The sequence below is a fragment of the Sphingomonas sp. SRI_018 genome, from assembly GCF_057586275.1.
This window is the reverse complement of record NZ_JBYCZO010000001.1, coordinates 1,426,258-1,444,073: the sequence shown is the minus strand read 5'-3', so window position 1 is coordinate 1,444,073 and position 17,816 is coordinate 1,426,258. Positions and strand designations below refer to the sequence as shown.

Genomic DNA, 17,816 nt, shown 5'->3' with positions numbered 1-17,816 from the left:
GGCTTATATCCTCATGCGGAAGCTGCGCTCGGCGAGATCGGCGGCGATCAGCCATTCGATCGCCTCGGCGACGCGTTCGGCCTCCTCGACATCCTTGCCCCAGGCGTAAAGGCCGTGGCTGCGGATCATGAAGACGGGCAGGGTGTCGCGTTCGGTAAGCGCCGGCGCGACCGCCGCGGCGATCACCGCCATGTCCTGGCTGTTGTCGACCACCGGCAGGCTGCGCCGCGTCTCGTGCGTGGCGATGCCGGGGAAGGCCTTCAGCATCTCCTGGCCCTCGAACGCCCAGCGGCCGGCGCGCGGCTCGGCGCGGCTGAGGCCGACGGCGTTGGGCGAATGCCAGTGCAGCACCGCGCCGGTCGCCGGGAACAGCCGGTAGAGCATCAGATGCAGCCCGGTCTCGGCCGAGGGGCGGCCCTCGTCGATCGCGGTGCCGGCGGCGTTGACGCGCATGAAGTCGGAGGGCGTGAGACGCCCCTTGTGCCGGCCCGAGCGGGTGATCGCGATGCTGCCGTCCGACAGCCGCACCGAATGGTTGCCGGAGGTGGCGGCGGCGAGGCCGCGCCGGTCGAAGCGCTCGCCGACGGCGATCAGGGCCGTCACGGCGCTCATCTGGTCGAGGGGAGTCACGTCGGCGGGCAGAGGTTCGGGCATGGATATGCCAATAGCGCGGCGGCGGTTTCCCGGGCAATGACGAGTTGCTAGGCATCCGGCTCGATTTTCTTTCGGGAAGGCGTTTCATGAACCCCGTCTATGCCGCGCTCGGCACCACGATCTTCGAGGAGATGTCGGCGCGGGCGCGGGCGAGCGGGGCGGTCAACCTGGGGCAGGGCTTTCCCGACGGCCCCGGGCCGGAGCCGGTGCTGCGCGCGGCTGCGGCGGCGCTGACTGAGCGCTCGAACCAATATCCGCCGATGCTGGGGCTTGCCGAACTGCGGCAGGCGGTCGCCGATCATTATCGGCGCCATCAGGACCTCGATCTCGTGCCCGAGGAGGTGATCGTCACCTCCGGCGCCACCGAAGCGCTGGCGGCGGCGATCCTGGCGCTGGTGACGCCGGGCGACGAAGTGCTGCTGATCCAGCCGCTCTACGACGCCTATCTGCCGCTGGTCGAGCGTGCCGGCGGCGTGCCGCGGCTGATCCGGCTGGAGCCGCCGGAATGGCGGGTGACGGAAGCGATGCTGGAAGCGGCGGCGGGCCCGCGCACGCGCCTCCTGATCCTCAACAATCCGGTCAATCCGCTCGGGACCGCGATGGGCGAGGAGGAGCTGGCGGCGATCGCCCGCTTCTGCGTCGCACGCGACGTGATCGCGGTCTGCGACGAGGTGTGGGAGCACGTCGTGTTCGACGGCGCCCGGCACCGGCCGCTGATCGGCTTTCCGGGGATGCGCGAGCGGACGGTCAAGATCGGCTCGGCGGGCAAGATCTTCGCGCTGACCGGCTGGAAGGTCGGCTGGATATGCGCGGCGCCGGCGCCGGCACGGGGGCTGTCGCGGGCGCACCAGTTCCTGACCTTCACCACGCCGCCCAACCTGCAATGGGCCGTGGCGGAGGGGCTCGCGCATCATGGCGGCTGGATCGAGGCGGCGAGTGCCGGCTTCCAGCGCTCGCGCGACCGGCTGGCGAAGGGGCTGGCTGGGTTGGGGCTCGTCACGACGCACAGTGCGGCCACCTATTTCCTGTCGATCGACCTTGCCGCCTCGGGCATCGCGATGGACGACCGCGCCTTCTGCGAATGGATGCTGGAGGGGGCCGGCGTGGCGGGCATCCCGATCTCCGCCTTCTATGCCGAGGCGCCGGTCACGCATCTCGTCCGGCTGTGCTTCGCCAAGGAGGATGCGACGCTCGACGAGGCGCTCCAGCGGCTCGCCGTGGCTCTTCCCAGGCTCGAGGATCGCCGATGACCCGTTCGATGCGCGTCGCCGTCGCGGCGCTGGCCCTGCTCGCGACGAGTGCCACACGGCCGGACGAGCTGGCGGAGTGGCGTGCCCAAGCCGCGAGGGTCACGATCACGCGTGACGACTGGGGCATTGCCCACGTCCACGGGCGGAGCGACGCGGATGCGGTGTTCGGGGCGATCTATGCCCAGGCGGAGGACGATTTCCCGCGGGTCGAGATGAACCTGCTGACCGCGCTCGGCCGCACCGCCGAGGCGGAGGGGGAGGCGGCGATCTGGCAGGACCTGCGCCAGCGGCTCTATGTCGATCCGGAGGCGCTGAAGGCGGATTACGCGAAGAGTCCCGCCTGGCTCCGCGCGCTGATGGATGCATGGGCCGGCGGGCTCAACTTCTACCTGGCGACGCATCCCGAGGCGAAGCCGCGCGTACTCACCCGGTTCGAGCCGTGGATGGCGCTGTCCTTCACCGAAGGCAGCATCGGCGGCGACATCGAGCGGGCGGATCTCAGGAAGCTCGCCGAATTCTACGGCGCGCCGCCGAAGGTCGCGCTGCTGGAGCGGCCGCACAGCGACGAGCCGAGCGGCTCCAACGGCATCGCCATCGCACCCAAGTTGACGCGGGACGGCCACGCGCTGCTGCTGATCAACCCGCACACCAGCTTCTTCTTCCGCTCCGAGCTCGGGATGGCGAGCGACGAGGGGCTGCACGCCTATGGCGCGTCGACCTGGGGGCAGTTCTTCCTCTACCAGGGCTTCAACGAGCGGCTCGGCTGGATGCACACGTCGAGCGGCGTCGATGCGGTCGACGAGTTCGCCGAGGCGATCGAGAAGGATGGCGACCGTTACCTCTATCACCACGGCAAGATGCTGCGCCAAGTGACGGAAAAGACGGTGACGATCGCCTGGCGCCGGCCCGACGGCAGCATGGCGCGGCGCAGCTTCACCACCTACGCTACCCATCACGGGCCGATCGTCCGCGCGGAGGGCGGCAAGTGGATCGCGTTCGCGATGATGAACAAGCCGGTGCCGGCGCTCGAGCAGAGCTGGCTCAGGACCAGGGCGCGCGATTTCGCGGGCTATCTCAAGGTGGCGGCGCTGCAGGCGAATTCGTCGAACAACACCGTCTATGCGGACGCCGACGGCCATGTCGCGCTGCTGCACCCGCAGTTCGTGCCGGTGCGCGACGACCGGTTCGACTATCGCGGGCCGGTCGACGGCAGCGATCCGGCGGCGGACTGGCGGGGGCTGACGCCGATCGCGAAGTTGCCCGAGGTGCGCGATCCTGCCGGCGGATGGCTCTACAACTCCAACGACGCACCTTGGCGCGCGGCCGGCGCCGACAGTCCGCGGGAGGCGGATTTCCCGCGCTACATGGACCAGGCGGGCATCAATTTCCGCGGCGACCATGCGACGGCGCTGCTGGAGCGGGCGAAGGCGTTGACGCCGGAGGGGCTGGAGCGGATCGCCTATGACCCGTGGATGCCGGGCTTCGCGATGATGGTGCCGAAGCTGGTGGCGGCGTGGGAGGCGCTGCCGGCGGGCGACCCCGGGCGCGGCCGGCTCGCGGGGCCCGTGGCGCTGCTGAAGGACTGGGACGCGCGCTGGTCGGAGCGCTCCGAGGCGACGACGCTCGCCAATTTCTGGGGCGAGGAGCTCTATGCGGTCGCGCTCCGTGCCGCGACGCCGGTGCGGGCCAATGTCTATGAGTGGATGCGCGACCGGCTCACGCCCGCCGAGCGGCTGGCGGCGCTCGATCGCGCCGTCGAGCGGATGCAGCGCGAATGGGGCGGCTGGCGCGTGCCGTGGGGGGAGGTCAATCGCTTCCAGCGCAATGACAGGGCGATCGTCCAGACCTTCGACGACGCCAGGCCCAGCATTCCCGTGCCCTTCGCCTCGGCACGCTGGGGGAGCCTCGCCTCGTTCGGAGCGCGCGCCTATCCCGGCACGCGGCGCTGGTACGGCACCAGCGGCAACAGCTTCGTCGCGATCGTCGAGTTCGGACCGAAAGTGCGTGCCTGGGCGGTGTCGGCGGGCGGGGAAAGCGGCGATCCCGGATCGCCGCATTTCACCGACCAGGCGAAGCGCTATGCGGCCGGCGACCTGCGGCCGGTCTATTTTTATCCGGAGGAGCTCAAGGGGCACATAACCCGGAGTTATCGGCCGGGTGCGAAATGATCGGTGACGCCGGCTTGACCGGCGCGGGGCGGTCCGGAAGGATCGCCGTCATGCTGGGCTCGGGGTTCGACAGGCGGGGGATGGCGCGGATCGCGGCGGCGGGCGTGCTGCTGGCGACGATGGTCGGTGCCGCGCCGGCGCCGGTCGAGGCCGACCTGATCATCCGCGGCGGCACCGTCTTCACCGGTGACGCGGCGCCGTTCACCGGCGACGTCGCCATTGCCGGGGACCGCATCGTCGAGGTGGGGCCGCATCTCAAGCTGGCGGCGAAGCGGACGATCGACGGCAAGGGCATGATCGTCGCGCCGGGCTTCATCGATCCGCATACCCATGCCCAGGCGCTCGCGTCCGACGACGCCCGGGAGCGGCTGGTGCTGCCGTTCCTGATGCAGGGCGTCACCACCGCCTTCATCGGCAACGACGGGGGCGGCAGCCCCGACGTGGCGGCGACGCTCGCCTTGCCGAAGACCAAGCCGGTTGGGATCAACTATGCCACCTTCGTCGGCTTCGGAGCCGTGCGCGAGATGGTGATTGGCGAGGTCCGCCGCGCGCCGACCGAGGCGGAGCTGCGGAAGATGAAGGATCTGGTCGCTTCGGCGATGTGCCAGGGGGCGATCGGCTTCTCGACCGGGCTGTTCTATGCGCCGCAGAGCTTCTCCACGACCAAGGAGGTGGTGGAGCTCGCCCGCGAGGCGGCGGTGCGCGGCGGCATCTACGACAGCCATATCCGCGACGAATCGAGCTATACCGTCGGGCTGGAAGCCGCGGTCGACGAGGCGATCACGATCGGCCGCGAGGCCGGGATGCCGGTCCACATCAGCCACATCAAGGCGCTCGGCGTCGACGTGCAGGGCAAGGCGCCGGTCATCATCGCCAAGGTCGAGGCGGCGCGCCGGGCGGGTCAGCAGGTGACCGCCAACCAATATCCCTGGTCCGCGTCGGGCACGAGCCTGGTCGCCTCGCTGGTGCCGCTGTGGGCGCAGGACGGCGGACGGCCGGCGCTGCTCCAGCGGTTCGACGATGCCTCGCTCAAGGACCGGCTACTCAAGGACATGGCCGAGAACCTGCGCAAGCGCGGCGGGGCGGACATGCTGCTCATCACCGACGGGCCGGAGAAGGGGCACCGCCTGTCGGAGGTGGCGGCGCGGATGAAGCTCGATCCCGTGGCCGCGGCGATCGCGATCATCCGCGTGAAGGACCCCGCGGTCGCCTCGTTCAACCAGAGCGAGGCCGACATCGCCGCCTTCATGCGCCAGCCGTGGGTGATGACCGGTTCCGACGCCTCGACCGGCCATCCGCGCGTCTACGGCAGCTTCGCGCGGAAATATGCGAAATATGTGCAGCAGGACCATGTCATCACGCTGCGCGAGTTCATCGAGCGGAGCTCGGCGCTGACGGCGGATACCTTCGGATTGAAGGGCAGGGGGCATCTGCGGGCGGGTGCGTTCGCCGATGTCGTGGTGTTCGACCCGAAGACCTATCGCGAGCGCGCGACCTATGAGCAGCCCGAGCAGTTCGCGGAAGGCGTGCGGACGGTGGTGGTGAACGGGCGGATCGCCGTCGACAATGGCCGACCGACCGGCGTCGCGGCCGGGCGTGCGTTGGCGCATGTGCCGCCGAAGGGCAGTTGCTCCTGATTTCGGATACGTCACCCTCACCCTTCCGGCGCTTCGCGCCTCCCTCCCTCTCCCAATGGGAGAGGGAAGGGCCCCATCGCGATAGCGATGGGAAGGGTGAGGGTGACCAGTGGCCAGAGCTGCCATGATCCGCGCCTGGTTCGCCATCGCCTTGTGGAAGCGCGTGCTGGGCGGCGTCGCGCTGGGGTTGCTGCTGGCCTTTGCCTGGCCGGAGGCGGCGCCGTCGGTCGCCTTCATGGGCGAGCTGTTCGTCCGTGCGATCCGGATGCTGGTCGCGCCGATCGTGCTCGTCACGATCGCGTCGGGCATCACCACGCTTGCGGACCCCAAGCGGCTCGGGAGCCTGGGCGGGCGCACGGTCGGGTTGTTCGCGCTCACCACCTTCGTCGCGGTGTCGGTGGGGATGCTGGTCGCGAGCGTGATCCGGCCGGGCGTCGGCGCGCCGCTCGGCACCGCCACCGCCCATGCGCTGGGGCCGGCAGTCACCCCCTATGAGCAGCTGATCGGCATCGTCCCGCTCAACATCGTCGAGGCGCTCGCCAAGGGCGACATGCTCGCGCTGATCTTCGTCGCGATCCTGATCGGGGTCGGCACCGTATTGGCGGGGGAGGCGGGGAAGCCGTTCGCGAACCTGCTCCAGTCGCTGTCGGCGGTGCTGCTGCGGATCGTCGGGCTGGTGATGGAGGCGACGCCGTTCGGCGTGTTCGCGCTGATCGCCAATGCCGTCGCGGCCAATGGTGCGGCGGTGTTCGTCAACATCGGCTGGCTGGCGCTGGCGGTGGTGCTGGGATCGCTGATCCAGATGGTGGTGGTGCACAGCCTGATCCTGCGGCTGCTGGCGCGGCTGCCGGTGCTGCCGTTCTTCCGTGGCATCATCGATGCGCTGGTGGTCGCCTTCTCGACCGCGTCGAGCGGGGCTACGTTACCGGTGGCGATGCGCGTCGCCGGCGACAATCTCGGCGTGGGGCGGGCGGTCTATTCGACCGTGCTGCCCTTGGGCGCCAGCATCGGCAAGGACGGGACGGCGATGTACGTCGGCCTGCTCAGCCTGTTCGCGCTGCAGGCCTTCGGGGTGCCGATGACGCCGCTGGTCTACGCGACCGTGCTGCTGACCGGCGCGCTGGCGGCGTTCGGTACGGCGCCGGTACCGTCGGCCTCGCTGTTCATGCTGGCGGCGGTGCTGTCCGCGGTCGGCGTCGCACCGGAGCAGACCGCGCTGGTGGTCGGCTTCGTGCTGCCGTTCGACCGGCTGCTCGACATGACCCGCACCGTGCCGAGCGCCAGCGCCAACCTCACCGTGGCTACGACGGTGGCGCGCTGGGAGGGGGAATTGGATGAGGACGTCTATCGTGCGCCGAACGACCGCTAGCCTCGCCCTGGCGCTGATGCTGGCTGCCGCGCCGGCGCCGGCGGCCGACAAGGCGCCGCTGGCCGAGCGCGTCGCGGCGACGCTACGTCAGATCCAGGGGCCGGGGGCGCGCTTCGGGCTGATGGTGACGACGCTGGACGGACGGGAGATCGTGGCGCTGTCGCCCGACGACCGCTTCGTGCCCGCCTCCAATACCAAGGTCTATACGACCGCTGCGGTGTTCGCGAACATCCCGGACCTGACCCGGCCCGACACGGTGGGCGGCGCGGCGGTGCGGCTGGATGGCGACGACGTGATCCTCGAAGGCCATGGCGACGCGCGGCTGTCGAGCAAGGCCGACTGTACCGTCGACTGCCTGGCGACGCTGGCGGACGCCGTCGCCGCGAAGACCCGCAGGGTCGACGACGTGATCGGCGACGACAGCGACTATCCCGACGAGCGCTGGAGCCCGGGCATGGGCTGGAACAACATCCAGAGCCGCTACGGAACCGGCATCTCCGCGCTGACCGTCGACGACAATGAACTGGCGATCACCGTGCGGCCGGGGAAGGCGGGGGGCGCCGCCACGGTCGAGGCGCTTCCCTACTACGCGATCGACAATCAGGTGACGACGGTGGCGGACGGCAAGACCGCGCTGCGGCTCTTCCGCATGCCCAACAGCCGAGAGCTCCGCATCGGCGGCACCATCGCCGCGGATGCGACGCCGGTCGAGCTCGCCGTCGGCATCGACGATCCCGCGGACTTCGCGGCGTGGCGGCTGAAGGCGCTGCTCGTCGCGCGCGGGGTGAAGGTGAAGGGGCGGGTAGACGTCCGTCACCGCCCGCTCACGCCCGCCGACGATCCGAAGGTGCGGGCGGGGGCTCCGGCGGCGATGGCGCCGGCGACGACACCGCTGCTCAAGCTCACTCCGCCGCCGCTGATCGAGGACCTCACCCACACCAACAAGGTCAGCCAGAACCTTCACGCCGAGCTGCTGCTGCGCCGGATCGCGCGGCTACGGGGCAGCGGCTCGATCGCCGACGGCCAGGCGGCGGTGGAGGCGATGCTGGAAAGCGCGGGGGTGCCGCGCTGGGCCTATGATTTTTCCGACGGATCGGGGATGTCGACCTACAACCGCGTCACGCCGCGCGCGACCGCCACGCTGATGCGCTGGATCGCCGCGCAGCCATGGGGGGCGGCATTCCGCAGCACGCTGCCGATCGGCGGCGTCGACGGCACGCTGGCGAAGCGTTTCAAGGGCACGCCGCTGGAGGGCAAGGTGTTTGCCAAGACCGGCACGCTCAACCAGGCCAATGCGCTTGCGGGCTACATGACCGCCGCCAGCGGACAGACGCTGGTGATCGCCGCCTATGCCGGCGACATGCCCGGCGATGCGTCCGCCACCGCGGCGATGGACGCGGCGCTCAACCTGATCGCGGCGGAGAATTAGGCGTTCCGAACTCCCTCTCCCTTTGGGAGAGGGAGGGAGCCGCCGAAGGCGACGGAAGGGTGAGGGTGACTATGGCCAGCGTGGTCACCCTCACCCTCCCACTCAGACTGCGCCTGAGCGGGCCCCTCCCTCTCCCAAAGGGAGAGGGGTGCTAGGAGTCGCTCGCCCCGCCGCCGAGCGCTCGTACCATGTCGACCGCGACCCGCAGCTGCTCGGTGCGAAGCTGCAGCAGCGCGCGCTCGGCGTCGAGCGCGGCGGTCTGGGCGGTGACCACCTCGAGATAGTCGGAGGCGCCGTCGCGGTAGCGGGTGAGCGCGAGTTCGCGGGTGCGCTCGGCGGCGGCGACCGCGTCGCGCTGGTTGCGTTCCTGCGACTGGAGCTGGCGGGCGGTGGCGAGGTCGTCCTCGACCTCGCGGAAGGCGGTCAGCACCGTCTCGCGGTAGTTGGCCGCCGCCTCGTCATATTGGGCGCGGGTCAGGCGGACGTTCGCGCGGCGCTTGCCGCCGTCGAAGATCGCCAGTGCGGCCGAAAGCGGCCCCAATGCCCAGAAGCTGTTCGATGCGCTCAGGAGATTGCCGCCGGTCGCCTCGAACCCGCCGGCGGCGCCCAGCGTGACGCTGGGGAACAGCGCCGCGCGCGCGACGCCGATCTCCGCGTTGGCGGCGGCGACGCGGCGCTCGGCGGCGGCGATGTCCGGGCGGCGCTCCAGCAGGGTCGAGGGCAGGCCGGCGGGGATGGCGGGCGGCGCCGGCTGTGCGTCGGCGACGGCGAGCGTGAAGCTCGACGGCGACTCGCCGATCAGCGTGGCGATCGCATGCTCGTCGCGGGCGCGCTGGGCGACGACCGCGTCGAGCTCGGCCTTGGCGCTGGCGAGCTGACTCTGGGCGCGGCTGACGTCGAGGCCGGAGGCGATGCCGCCGGAATGGCGCGTGTCGGTCAGCTCGAACGCGCGCTGGAAGGCGGCGACCGTCTCGCGCAGCAGCACGATGCGCGCGTCGAGCCCGCGCAGGTCGAAATAGGTGGCGGCGAGCTGCGCCTGCAGGCCGAGGCGGACCGCGGCCATGTCCGCCTGACTGGCCTGCGCATCGGCCTCGCGCGCCCGCACCGAATTGCGGACGCGGCCGAACAGGTCGAGCTCATAGGAAAGCGAAGCTCCCACCTCGAAGTCGTTGTAGGTGGCGGCATTTCCCGGCGACAGTGGGCGGCCGGCCGAGACGCGGCTGCGCCCGGCATCGCCACCGACATCGACCTGGGGGAAACGATCCGCCTTGGCGCCGCGGACGAGCGCGCGCGCCTGCTCATAGCGGGCGGCTGCGGCGGCAAGGCCCGGGTTGCCGGCCTCGATCCGTTCCTCCAGGCCGTTGAGGGTCGGATCGCCGAACAGTTCCCACCATTTCCCCGGCGTGGGCACGTCGCCGCCGGCGGGCTGCCACGGCCCGAGCTCCTTGTAGGCGGCGGCAGTAGTGACGGCCGGGCGCTCGTAGCGCGGCGCCGTGGCGCAACCGGCGAGTAACAGGACACCGCCCAGCAATAACGCCGCCCTATTTCGCGGCATCGGCCTTGCCCTTCTCGGGAGCGATCGGGCGCACCGGGTCGCCGGTCTGGAGCGAGTCCGGCGGGTTGTCGATCACGCGATCGTTGGGCGACAGGCCGGCGGTGATCTCCACCACCTTGCCCTGGTCGTGGCCGAGCGTCACGGTCCGCAGTACCGCCCGGCCGTTGCGGCCGAGCAGGGCGACCTGCGTGCCCTTCTCGCCGATGATGAGCGCGCTCGGCGGCAGCGTGACGGTATTGCCGGCGCCGCGCAGCGGGAAGCTCGCCTGGGCATAGGCGCCGGGCTTGAGTGCGCGGTCGCCGTTCGGCGCCTGCAGCTCGACCAGCACGGTGCCCGAGGCCGGATCGACGGCGCCCGCCGTGCGCGTGAGCGTCGCGTCGAAGCTGCGGCCGGCATATTCGGGCAGAGTGAGCTTCACCGCCATGCCGGGGTGGATCTGCGCCGAGTAGAGCTGCGGCACGCGCACATAGGCGCGCATCCGGCTCACGTCGGCGACGGTGAACAGCGGCGCCGCAGAGGCGTTGCCCGCGGTGACGAGTGCGCCGATCTCCGCCGAGCGGCTCGTCACCACGCCGTCGAACGGCGCGACCAGGCGGGTGAAGCCGGTCAGCGCCTGCAGGCGCGCGACGTTGGCGCGCGCGGCGTTGGTGACGGCGGTCTTGGCAGCGAGGTCGCCGAGCTTCTCGTCGGTCTCCTGCTTCGATACCGCGTCCTTGGCGAGCATCGTGCTCCAGCGCTGCGCGGTGGTGCTTGCGAGCTGCTGGTTGGCGCGTGCGGTCTGGAGGTCGGCGCGCGCGGCGGCGAGCTGCTGCTCGACCTCGGGCGCGTCGAGGATGGCGAGCAGCTGGCCCCGACGGACCGTGTCGCCGAGGTCGACCAGCCAGCGGCGGACATAGCCGGTGGTGCGGGCATAGATCGGCGCGCTGTTGAGCGCCTGGAGGTTGGCGGGCAGCGTCAGCGCGTCGCTGGCCGCGACCGGCGTGGGGCGGATCAGCGTGACGCTGGGGATCGCCTGCGCCTCGGTCCAGTTCGCCAGCGTCTCCTTCGATTGGACGCGGCTGTAGATGCCGCCGCCGACCACCGCGACGGCGGCGAGCGCGGCGATGCCGCCGGCGAGCTTCAGCCGGCTGTTGTTGCCGGGCTCAGGCATGGGCTTCCTCCAATTGGGTCGGTTCGCCGCTCGGGGCGGCGGCCTTGCGGCGGTGCGCGAGGCTGAAGATGACGGGGACGAACATCAGCGTGGCGAAGGTGGCGACGACGAGGCCGCCGATCACCGCGCGGCCGAGCGGGGCGTTCTGCTCGCCGCCCTCACCGAAGCCCATCGCCATCGGCAGCATGCCGATGATCATCGCGAGCGCGGTCATCAGCACCGGGCGGAATCGGACGAGACCCGCCTCCAGCGCCGCCTTGGTGGCGTCGCCGAGCTCGGCCAGCCGCTCGCGGGCGAAGCTGACGACCAGGATCGAGTTGGCGGTCGCCACGCCCATGCACATGATCGCGCCGGTCAGCGCCGGCACCGACAGCGTGGTGCCGGTGGTGAACAGCATCCAGATGATCCCGGCGATCGCCCCCGGCAGCGCGGTGATGATCACGAACGGGTCGAGCCAGCTCTGGAAGTTGACGACGATCAGCAGGTAGATGAGCACGATCGCGCCGATCAGGCCGAAGGCGAGGCCGGAGAAGGCGCTGTTCATCGTCGCGTACTGGCCGCGCATCGTGACGGTGACGCCCTTCGGCGTCTCGGCCTTCAAGTCGTCGAGCACCTTGTTGATGTCGCCGGCGACGGCGCCGAGGTCGCGGCCGTTGGGGGTCGCGAAGATGTCGATCACCGGCGCGATGTTGTAGTGGGAGACCACCGCCGAGGCGTTGCTGCGCGCGATCGTGCCGATGCCGCCGAGCACCTGGCCGCTGGCGTTGCCGGCCCCGGTCACCGGGATGTTGGAGAGGTCGCCGACCGATCCCACCTTATACTCGGGCGTCTGCGCGACCACCGCATAGGACACGCCGTTCTCCGGGTTGAGGAAGAAGACGGGCGCGGTCTGCTGGGTGCCGGCGAGCGAGCTCGCGAGGCTGGTCGTCACGTCGCGCTCGGTGAGACCGAGCTGGCCGATGCGGCTGCGGTCGACGTTGACGTTGAGCTGCGGATAGCGCGACGACTGCTGGATACGCGCGTCGGCGACGCCGGGGATCGAGGATATGCGACGCAGGATCTTGCGGGCGAAGGCGGCGTTCGCGTCGACGTCGCGGCCGGCGATCTGGATGTCGATCGGGGCGGGCGAGCCGAAGTTCAGGATCTGGCTGGTGATATCCGCGGGGAGGAAGGCGAACTGGGTGCCCGGGAATGCCTTGGGCAGCTCCTCGCGCAGCTTCTGCACATAGTCGGCGGTCGGGGCGTGATCCTCGGACAGCTGGATCAGGATGTCGCCGTCCTGCGGGCCGACCGTGCCCGAGTTGTTGTAGACCGTGTTGATCGAGCTCACCGGCAGGCCGATGTTGTCGACCAGCGATACCAGCTCCTCGCGCGGGATGATCGTGCGGATGCGCTCGGCGATGCGGTCGAACTGGGCCGAGGTCTCCTCGATGCGCGATCCGACCGGGGCGCGAACGTGGATCGCGATCGATCCGGCGTCGACCGAGGGGAAGAAGTTCTGCCCGAGGAACGGCACGAGCAGGAACGACGCCGCGACCACGGCGAGGAAGCCGATCACGAAGGGTTTCGGCACCGACAGCGCTTTCTCGAGCAGCTCGCCGTAGCCGGTGCGGATCTGCTCGAAATGACGCTCGAAGCCGCGCTGGAAGCGCACCAGCGGATTGCGCGAGCCGGGGCTGCCGGCCTCATGGATGTGGCCGGGCGCGTGCGGCTTCAGCAGGTACATCGCCATCGTCGGCACCAGCGTGCGCGAGAGGATGAACGAGGCGATCATCGCGAACACCACCGCCAGCGCCAGCGGCACGAACAGGAAACCGGCGACGCCGGGCAGGAAGAACATCGGCACGAACACGATGCAGATGCACAGCAGCGACACGAACGCCGGCGTCACGATCTGCGCCGCGCCGTCGAGGATCGCCTGGCGCACCGGCTTGCCCTGCTCGAGGTGCCAGTTGATGTTCTCGATGGTGACGGTGGCGTCGTCGACGAGGATGCCGACCGCGAGGCTGAGGCCGCCGAGCGTCATGATGTTGAGCGTGTTGCCGGTCCCCGACAGCGCCAGGATCGCCGCCAGGATCGCGAGCGGGATCGAGACGGCGATGATCACCGTCGAGCGCCACGAGCCGAGGAACATGAGGATCATCAGCGAAGTGAGTGCGGCGGCGATCGCGCCTTCCTTGATCACGCCCTCGACCGCGGCCTTCACGAAGATCGACTGGTCGCCGATCGGCACGATCTTCAGCGCCTCGGGCAAGGTCTCCTGGAGCTTGGGCAGCGCGTCCTTGACGCCCTGGACGATCGCCAGCGTCGAGGTGGCGCCGTTCTTGAGGATCGTCATCAGCACCGACCGTGAGCCGTCGACATGGACGACGTTGGTCTGCGGCGCCGATCCGTCGCGGACGTGGGCGACGTCGCGCATGTAGATGGTCGCGCCGTTCACGACCTTGACCGGCAGGTTGTTGAGCTCCTCGACCGATCCCGGCGCGTTGTTGAGCTTCACGCTGTACTGGTAGCCGCCGATCTTGGCGAAGCCGGCCGGATTGATCTGGTTCTGCGCCGCGATCGCCTGGCCGACGTCCTGCGCCGACAGCCCCTTGGACTGCAGCGCCTGCGGGTCGAGGTCGATCTGGATCTGCCGCTGACGGCCGCCGGAGGGGTAGGGGACGGCGGCACCGGGGATGGTGACCAGGTTGGTGCGGATCTGGTTCTGCGCGAGATCGAAGAGCTGCCCCTCCGACATGCCCTTGCCCGACAGCGCGAGCTGGACGATCGGCACGGTCGAGGCGTTGTAGTTGAGGATCAGCGGCGGCGTGACGCCCGGCGGCAGCTGGCGCAGCACCGTCTGCGAGACCGAGGTCACCTGCGCGGTCGCGGTGCGGATGTCGGCGCCGGGCTGGAAATAGATCTTCACCACGCCGATGCCCTGCATCGACTGGCTCTCGATATGGTCGATGTCGTTGACGGTGGTGGTGAGCACGCGCTCGAACGGCGTGATGATGCGGCCCGACATCTCGTCGGGCGAGAGGCCGGCATAGTTCCAGGCGGTGGCGATCACCGGCACGCGGATGTCGGGGAAAATGTCGACCGGCGTGCGGATCGCGGCGAGCACGCCCAGGATCACGATCAGGATCGCCATCACGATGAAGGTGAGCGGACGCGCGAGCGCGGTGCGGACGATCCCGATCAAGGCTGCCGACTCCGACTTCCGGCCGGGCAGCGGAGGCTCGCCCGAACCCGCGATGGGTGTTGCACCAGCGGACTCCTAGGTTTCCGGCCGCGCGCCGGACTGGAAAAAGCGCAATTGCGCAGTGCAACATCGCCGTCCAATATTGTTTACGGCATGATCGATAGCTAACTCATATTAATCATGGAGCTGAGACACCTTCGCTATTTCCTGGCCGTCGCGGAGGAGCTGCACTTTGCGCGGGCGGCGCAGCGCGTCGGCATCTCGCAGCCGCCGCTCAGTCAGCAGATCGGCGCGCTGGAGCAGGAGCTGGGCGTGCGCCTGTTCGACCGGACCAGTCGCACCGTCCAGCTGACCAGCGCCGGCAAGGCTTTTCTCGAGCCTGCCCGCGCGACGTTGGCGCAGGCCGATCGCGCGGCGCAGGTCGCGCGCCGTGCCTCGCGGGGGGAACTGGGGGAGCTCGCGGTCGGCTTCAACGCCTCCGCGCCGTTCATCCCGAAGGTCGCCAACGCGATCGTCGAGTTCCGCAACCGCTATCCGGACATCCGCCTCGCGCTGACCGAGGTCCACGGCACCGCCCAGCCTGCGCTGCTGGAGGACCATTCACTGGACGTCGTTTTCGTGCGCAACGTGGACCGGATGGCGCTGTCCCCGCGGATCACCGCCACGCTGCTGCTCGAGGAACGCTTGTTCGTGGCGATGCGTCCGGAGCATCCGCTCGCCCGCCGCAACGAGGTGGGTTTACGGGACCTCGCGGGCGAACCGATGGTGCTCTACTCGCGCGAGGGCGGCAGCTGCTTCACCGACCAGCTCATGGAGCTGCTCGACCAGGCCGGCGTGGAGCCGGTGATCGCGCAGACGGTGCGGGAGGTCTCGACGCTGTTCGGTCTCGCCGCCGCCGGGGTCGGCGTGACCGTGCTCGCCGAGTCCCTCTGCGCGCTCCAGTCGGCGCGGCTCGCCTATCGTCCGCTCGCCGATCCTACGGCGATCACGACGATGTGGCTGCTGCACCTCCCGGAGCATTCGCTGACGCTGCAATGCCGAAACTTCCTCGACATCATCCGGCGTGACGGCTCACCACTTGAACCTCAGCGATCCGGTGACGGTGCGGGACGCGCCGAAATAGCATGAGTTGGAGAAGGGGCAGGCCGAGATATAGCGCTCGTCGAGCAGATTGGCGGCGTTGACCGCCACGCTCCATCCGCGCAGGGCCTCGCTGGCGTAGCCGAGGTCGTAGCCGACCATGCCGTCGACCAGCGTGAAGCTGTCGGTGGTGAAGGCCTGGAAGGTGGTGACGCCGTTGATCACCGCATATTTGGTCGACCCGTCCGATCCGCCGACGTAGCGCACGCCGCCGCCGACGCTGAGGCCGCCGATCGGGCCGGCGGAACCGCCCTTGCCGAAATCATAGGATAGGAAGGTCGAGGCTTGCCACTCGGGGGTGCCGAGCTGGCGGGTGCCGGTGGTGGTCGGGGTGCCGCTGTCGGTGGCGGTCGGCGGGACGGCCGGCGTGCCTCGGGTGATGATCGCGTCGGTGTAGCTCGCCGCCAGCACGACGTCGAAGCCCGGCGTCACCTCGCCGCGTCCCTCCAGCTCGACGCCGCGCACGCGCACCTCGCCGATCTGGATCTGGGCATTGGAAGGAATGCCGCCGGTCCCGGCGCGGGGATCGGTGACCGGCACCTTCTGCCGCTTGAGATCATAGACGGAGAGGGTGAAGAGTGCCTTGGCTCCCCTGGGTTGGAACTTGAGCCCGGCCTCGTACATCTTGCCGGTGACCGGCTCGAAGGGAATGCCCTGATAGTCTGCCCCGGCCTGCGGCTCGAACGATTCCGAATAGCTGACATAGGGCGAGAGGCCGAAGTCGAACTCGTACAGCGCGCCCAGCCGCATCGTGAAGGCGGTCTGCGAAAGCGGCGTGATCCGGTTATTCCTGTTGGTGTTGGGATTCTTGTTGACCGTAATCTGGTTGTACCAGTCCCAGCGCCCGCTCGCGATGAGCTGGAGCCGGCCGATTGTCATCTGGTCCTGCAGGTATAGGCCGGTCTGATCGCGCTTACTGTAGGTATTCACATAGTTGGGCGAGAGGGCGGTCAGGTCGAAGCTCGGCATCGTCCCGCCGTAGACAGGCGCGTAGAGATTGAGGTTCGGCATGCTGGTGAGCGGATCGTTCGTCTGCCCCATGTTGAACTGCTGGAAATTCTCGCCCGAGATGTACTGATAATCGATGCCGGCCAGCACGTTGTGGCGTACCGGGCCGGTCGCGAACTTCGCGTTCAGGTGGTTGTCGAGTGTCAGCGTGTCGAAATCCTCGTCGGCGCCGCCGCCGCCGCGGATGATGGTCGAGTAATCGGTGTTGCGGTTGGCGCCGGTGCCGGTCGTCGCATAGCCGGCCACATAGATCTGGCGGTAGCTCAGCCTGTTGTTCTGGAAGCGGAAATTCGACCGGAACGACAGCTGGTCGCTGAAATCGTGGCGGAACAGCGCTGTGATCGCCTTCTGCTTGTGATTGTAGCGCTCATAGCCGGGATCGCCGGTGTTGAGGTGCAGCGGGACCGGCCCTGCGGGGCTCGGCAGCACCGTGCCATAGGCGGGCACACCCGAGTAGCCGCCGCCCGACGGTGCGTGCTGATAGGCGGCGATGAGGGTGAGGCTGGTGTCCGGTCCCGGTGCGAAGGTCAGCATCGGGCTGACGTGATAGCGTTCGCTCTCGGTATAGCGGGTGAAACCGTCGGCCTTCTGCCAACCGCCGACGACGCGGAACAGCAGCTTGCCATCCGCCGTCAGCGGCTGGTTGAGATCGGCGACGGCGCGGAGCGAATCGTAGTTGCCCGCCTGCAGCTCGACGCGGCCGAAAGGTGTCGTCTCGGGCGTCTTGCTGGTCAGGTTGACGAGACCGCCTGGCGTCGAGTTGCCGTAGAGGACCGAGGCCGGCCCCTTGACGATGTCGATCTGCTCGATGCGGTTGAAGTCGGTCTGCGGCATCGAATAGGGGCCGGCGAGCAGGCGCATGCCGTCGAGGAAGATGCCCGGCGCGAAGCCGCGCAGCAGCAGCTGGTCGTATCGGGTGACGGTGCCGCCGCGCTGGTTGGCCGCGACGCCGGCGACATAGCCGAGCGCCTGGTTGATCGACAGCGCGTTGCGCCGCGTCAGCTCCTCTTGATCGATGACGGTGATCGTCTGCGGCGTCTCGATGAGCGGCGTGTCGGTCTTGGTGCCCGATCCGATGCCCTGTTCGCGCAGGCCGGTGACCACGATCTCCTGCGGGTCCGAGCCGTCGCCTGGCTCGCCGTCGTCGGCCAGGGCAGTCTGTGACGCAAGCAGCCCGGCAGCGATCAGCGCTGCCCGAGAAGCCCGCCAAGCCCAGCCGCGATGTCCGACCCGCATTTGATTCCCCTTTTATTGCGATTGATTCGCATT

Annotated in this window: 11 protein-coding genes; 6 read left to right on the top strand and 5 right to left on the bottom strand. The window is 69.4% G+C overall.

All coding sequences use genetic code 11. The annotated features are described in order from the left end of the window. Positions 1–3 precede the first annotated feature (3 nt). Positions 4–654 carry a methylthioribulose 1-phosphate dehydratase gene (gene mtnB / locus AC2YHA_RS06560; RefSeq protein ID WP_487400828.1) on the bottom strand — a complete coding sequence of 217 codons (651 nt, stop codon included), beginning with the start codon at positions 652–654 and terminating at the stop codon, positions 4–6. Positions 655–740: 86 nt separating this feature from the next. Between mtnB and AC2YHA_RS06555 the strand changes: the two genes are divergently transcribed. From AC2YHA_RS06555 to dacB, 5 genes are all read left to right on the top strand, one after another. Then, complete coding sequence (locus AC2YHA_RS06555) at positions 741–1,904, top strand: aminotransferase (protein WP_487400827.1); 1,164 nt, start codon at positions 741–743, stop codon at positions 1,902–1,904. Continuing rightward, positions 1,901–4,072 carry a penicillin acylase family protein gene (locus tag AC2YHA_RS06550; protein WP_487400826.1) on the top strand — a complete coding sequence of 724 codons (2,172 nt, stop codon included), beginning with the start codon at positions 1,901–1,903 and terminating at the stop codon, positions 4,070–4,072. Before AC2YHA_RS06555 ends, AC2YHA_RS06550 begins: the two co-directional genes overlap by 4 nt. A 50-nt stretch (positions 4,073–4,122) precedes the next feature. Continuing rightward, the gene (locus AC2YHA_RS06545) at positions 4,123–5,709 is read left to right on the top strand and encodes an N-acyl-D-amino-acid deacylase family protein (protein WP_487400825.1); all 1,587 of its coding nucleotides are present in this window, start codon (positions 4,123–4,125) and stop codon (positions 5,707–5,709) included. A 109-nt stretch (positions 5,710–5,818) separates the two neighbouring features. After that, the gene (locus tag AC2YHA_RS06540) at positions 5,819–7,078 is read left to right on the top strand and encodes a dicarboxylate/amino acid:cation symporter (protein WP_487400824.1); all 1,260 of its coding nucleotides are present in this window, start codon (positions 5,819–5,821) and stop codon (positions 7,076–7,078) included. Further along, a complete protein-coding gene (gene dacB / locus AC2YHA_RS06535) occupies positions 7,059–8,507 on the top strand; it encodes a D-alanyl-D-alanine carboxypeptidase/D-alanyl-D-alanine endopeptidase (RefSeq protein ID WP_487400823.1) in 1,449 nt (482 codons plus the stop codon). Before AC2YHA_RS06540 ends, dacB begins: the two co-directional genes overlap by 20 nt. Before the next feature lie 151 nt (positions 8,508–8,658). On the opposite strand, the gene AC2YHA_RS06530 is transcribed toward dacB, so the two are convergent. Genes AC2YHA_RS06530 through AC2YHA_RS06520 form a run of 3 tightly spaced genes read right to left on the bottom strand, consistent with a single transcriptional unit; the run spans position 8,659 to position 14,399 of the window. Next, complete coding sequence (locus AC2YHA_RS06530; RefSeq protein WP_487400822.1) at positions 8,659–10,062, bottom strand: efflux transporter outer membrane subunit; 1,404 nt, start codon at positions 10,060–10,062, stop codon at positions 8,659–8,661. Then, positions 10,049–11,212, bottom strand: coding sequence for an efflux RND transporter periplasmic adaptor subunit (locus AC2YHA_RS06525; protein WP_487400821.1), 1,164 nt, complete (start codon positions 11,210–11,212; stop codon positions 10,049–10,051). The genes AC2YHA_RS06530 and AC2YHA_RS06525 overlap by 14 nt, the downstream gene beginning before the upstream one ends. After that, positions 11,205–14,399 (bottom strand): efflux RND transporter permease subunit, encoded by a 3,195-nt coding sequence (locus AC2YHA_RS06520; RefSeq protein ID WP_487400820.1) that lies wholly within the window; start codon positions 14,397–14,399, stop codon positions 11,205–11,207. The genes AC2YHA_RS06525 and AC2YHA_RS06520 overlap by 8 nt, the downstream gene beginning before the upstream one ends. 180 nt (positions 14,400–14,579) lie before the next feature. Between AC2YHA_RS06520 and AC2YHA_RS06515 the strand changes: the two genes are divergently transcribed. Next, positions 14,580–15,527, top strand: coding sequence for a LysR family transcriptional regulator (locus AC2YHA_RS06515; RefSeq protein ID WP_487400819.1), 948 nt, complete (start codon positions 14,580–14,582; stop codon positions 15,525–15,527). Here the strand turns inward: AC2YHA_RS06515 and AC2YHA_RS06510 are convergent. Next, entirely contained in the window at positions 15,471–17,783 is a 2,313-nt protein-coding gene (locus tag AC2YHA_RS06510; RefSeq protein ID WP_487400818.1) for a TonB-dependent siderophore receptor, read from the bottom strand. The genes AC2YHA_RS06515 and AC2YHA_RS06510 overlap by 57 nt on opposite strands. Between the last annotated feature and the right edge of the window lie 33 nt (positions 17,784–17,816).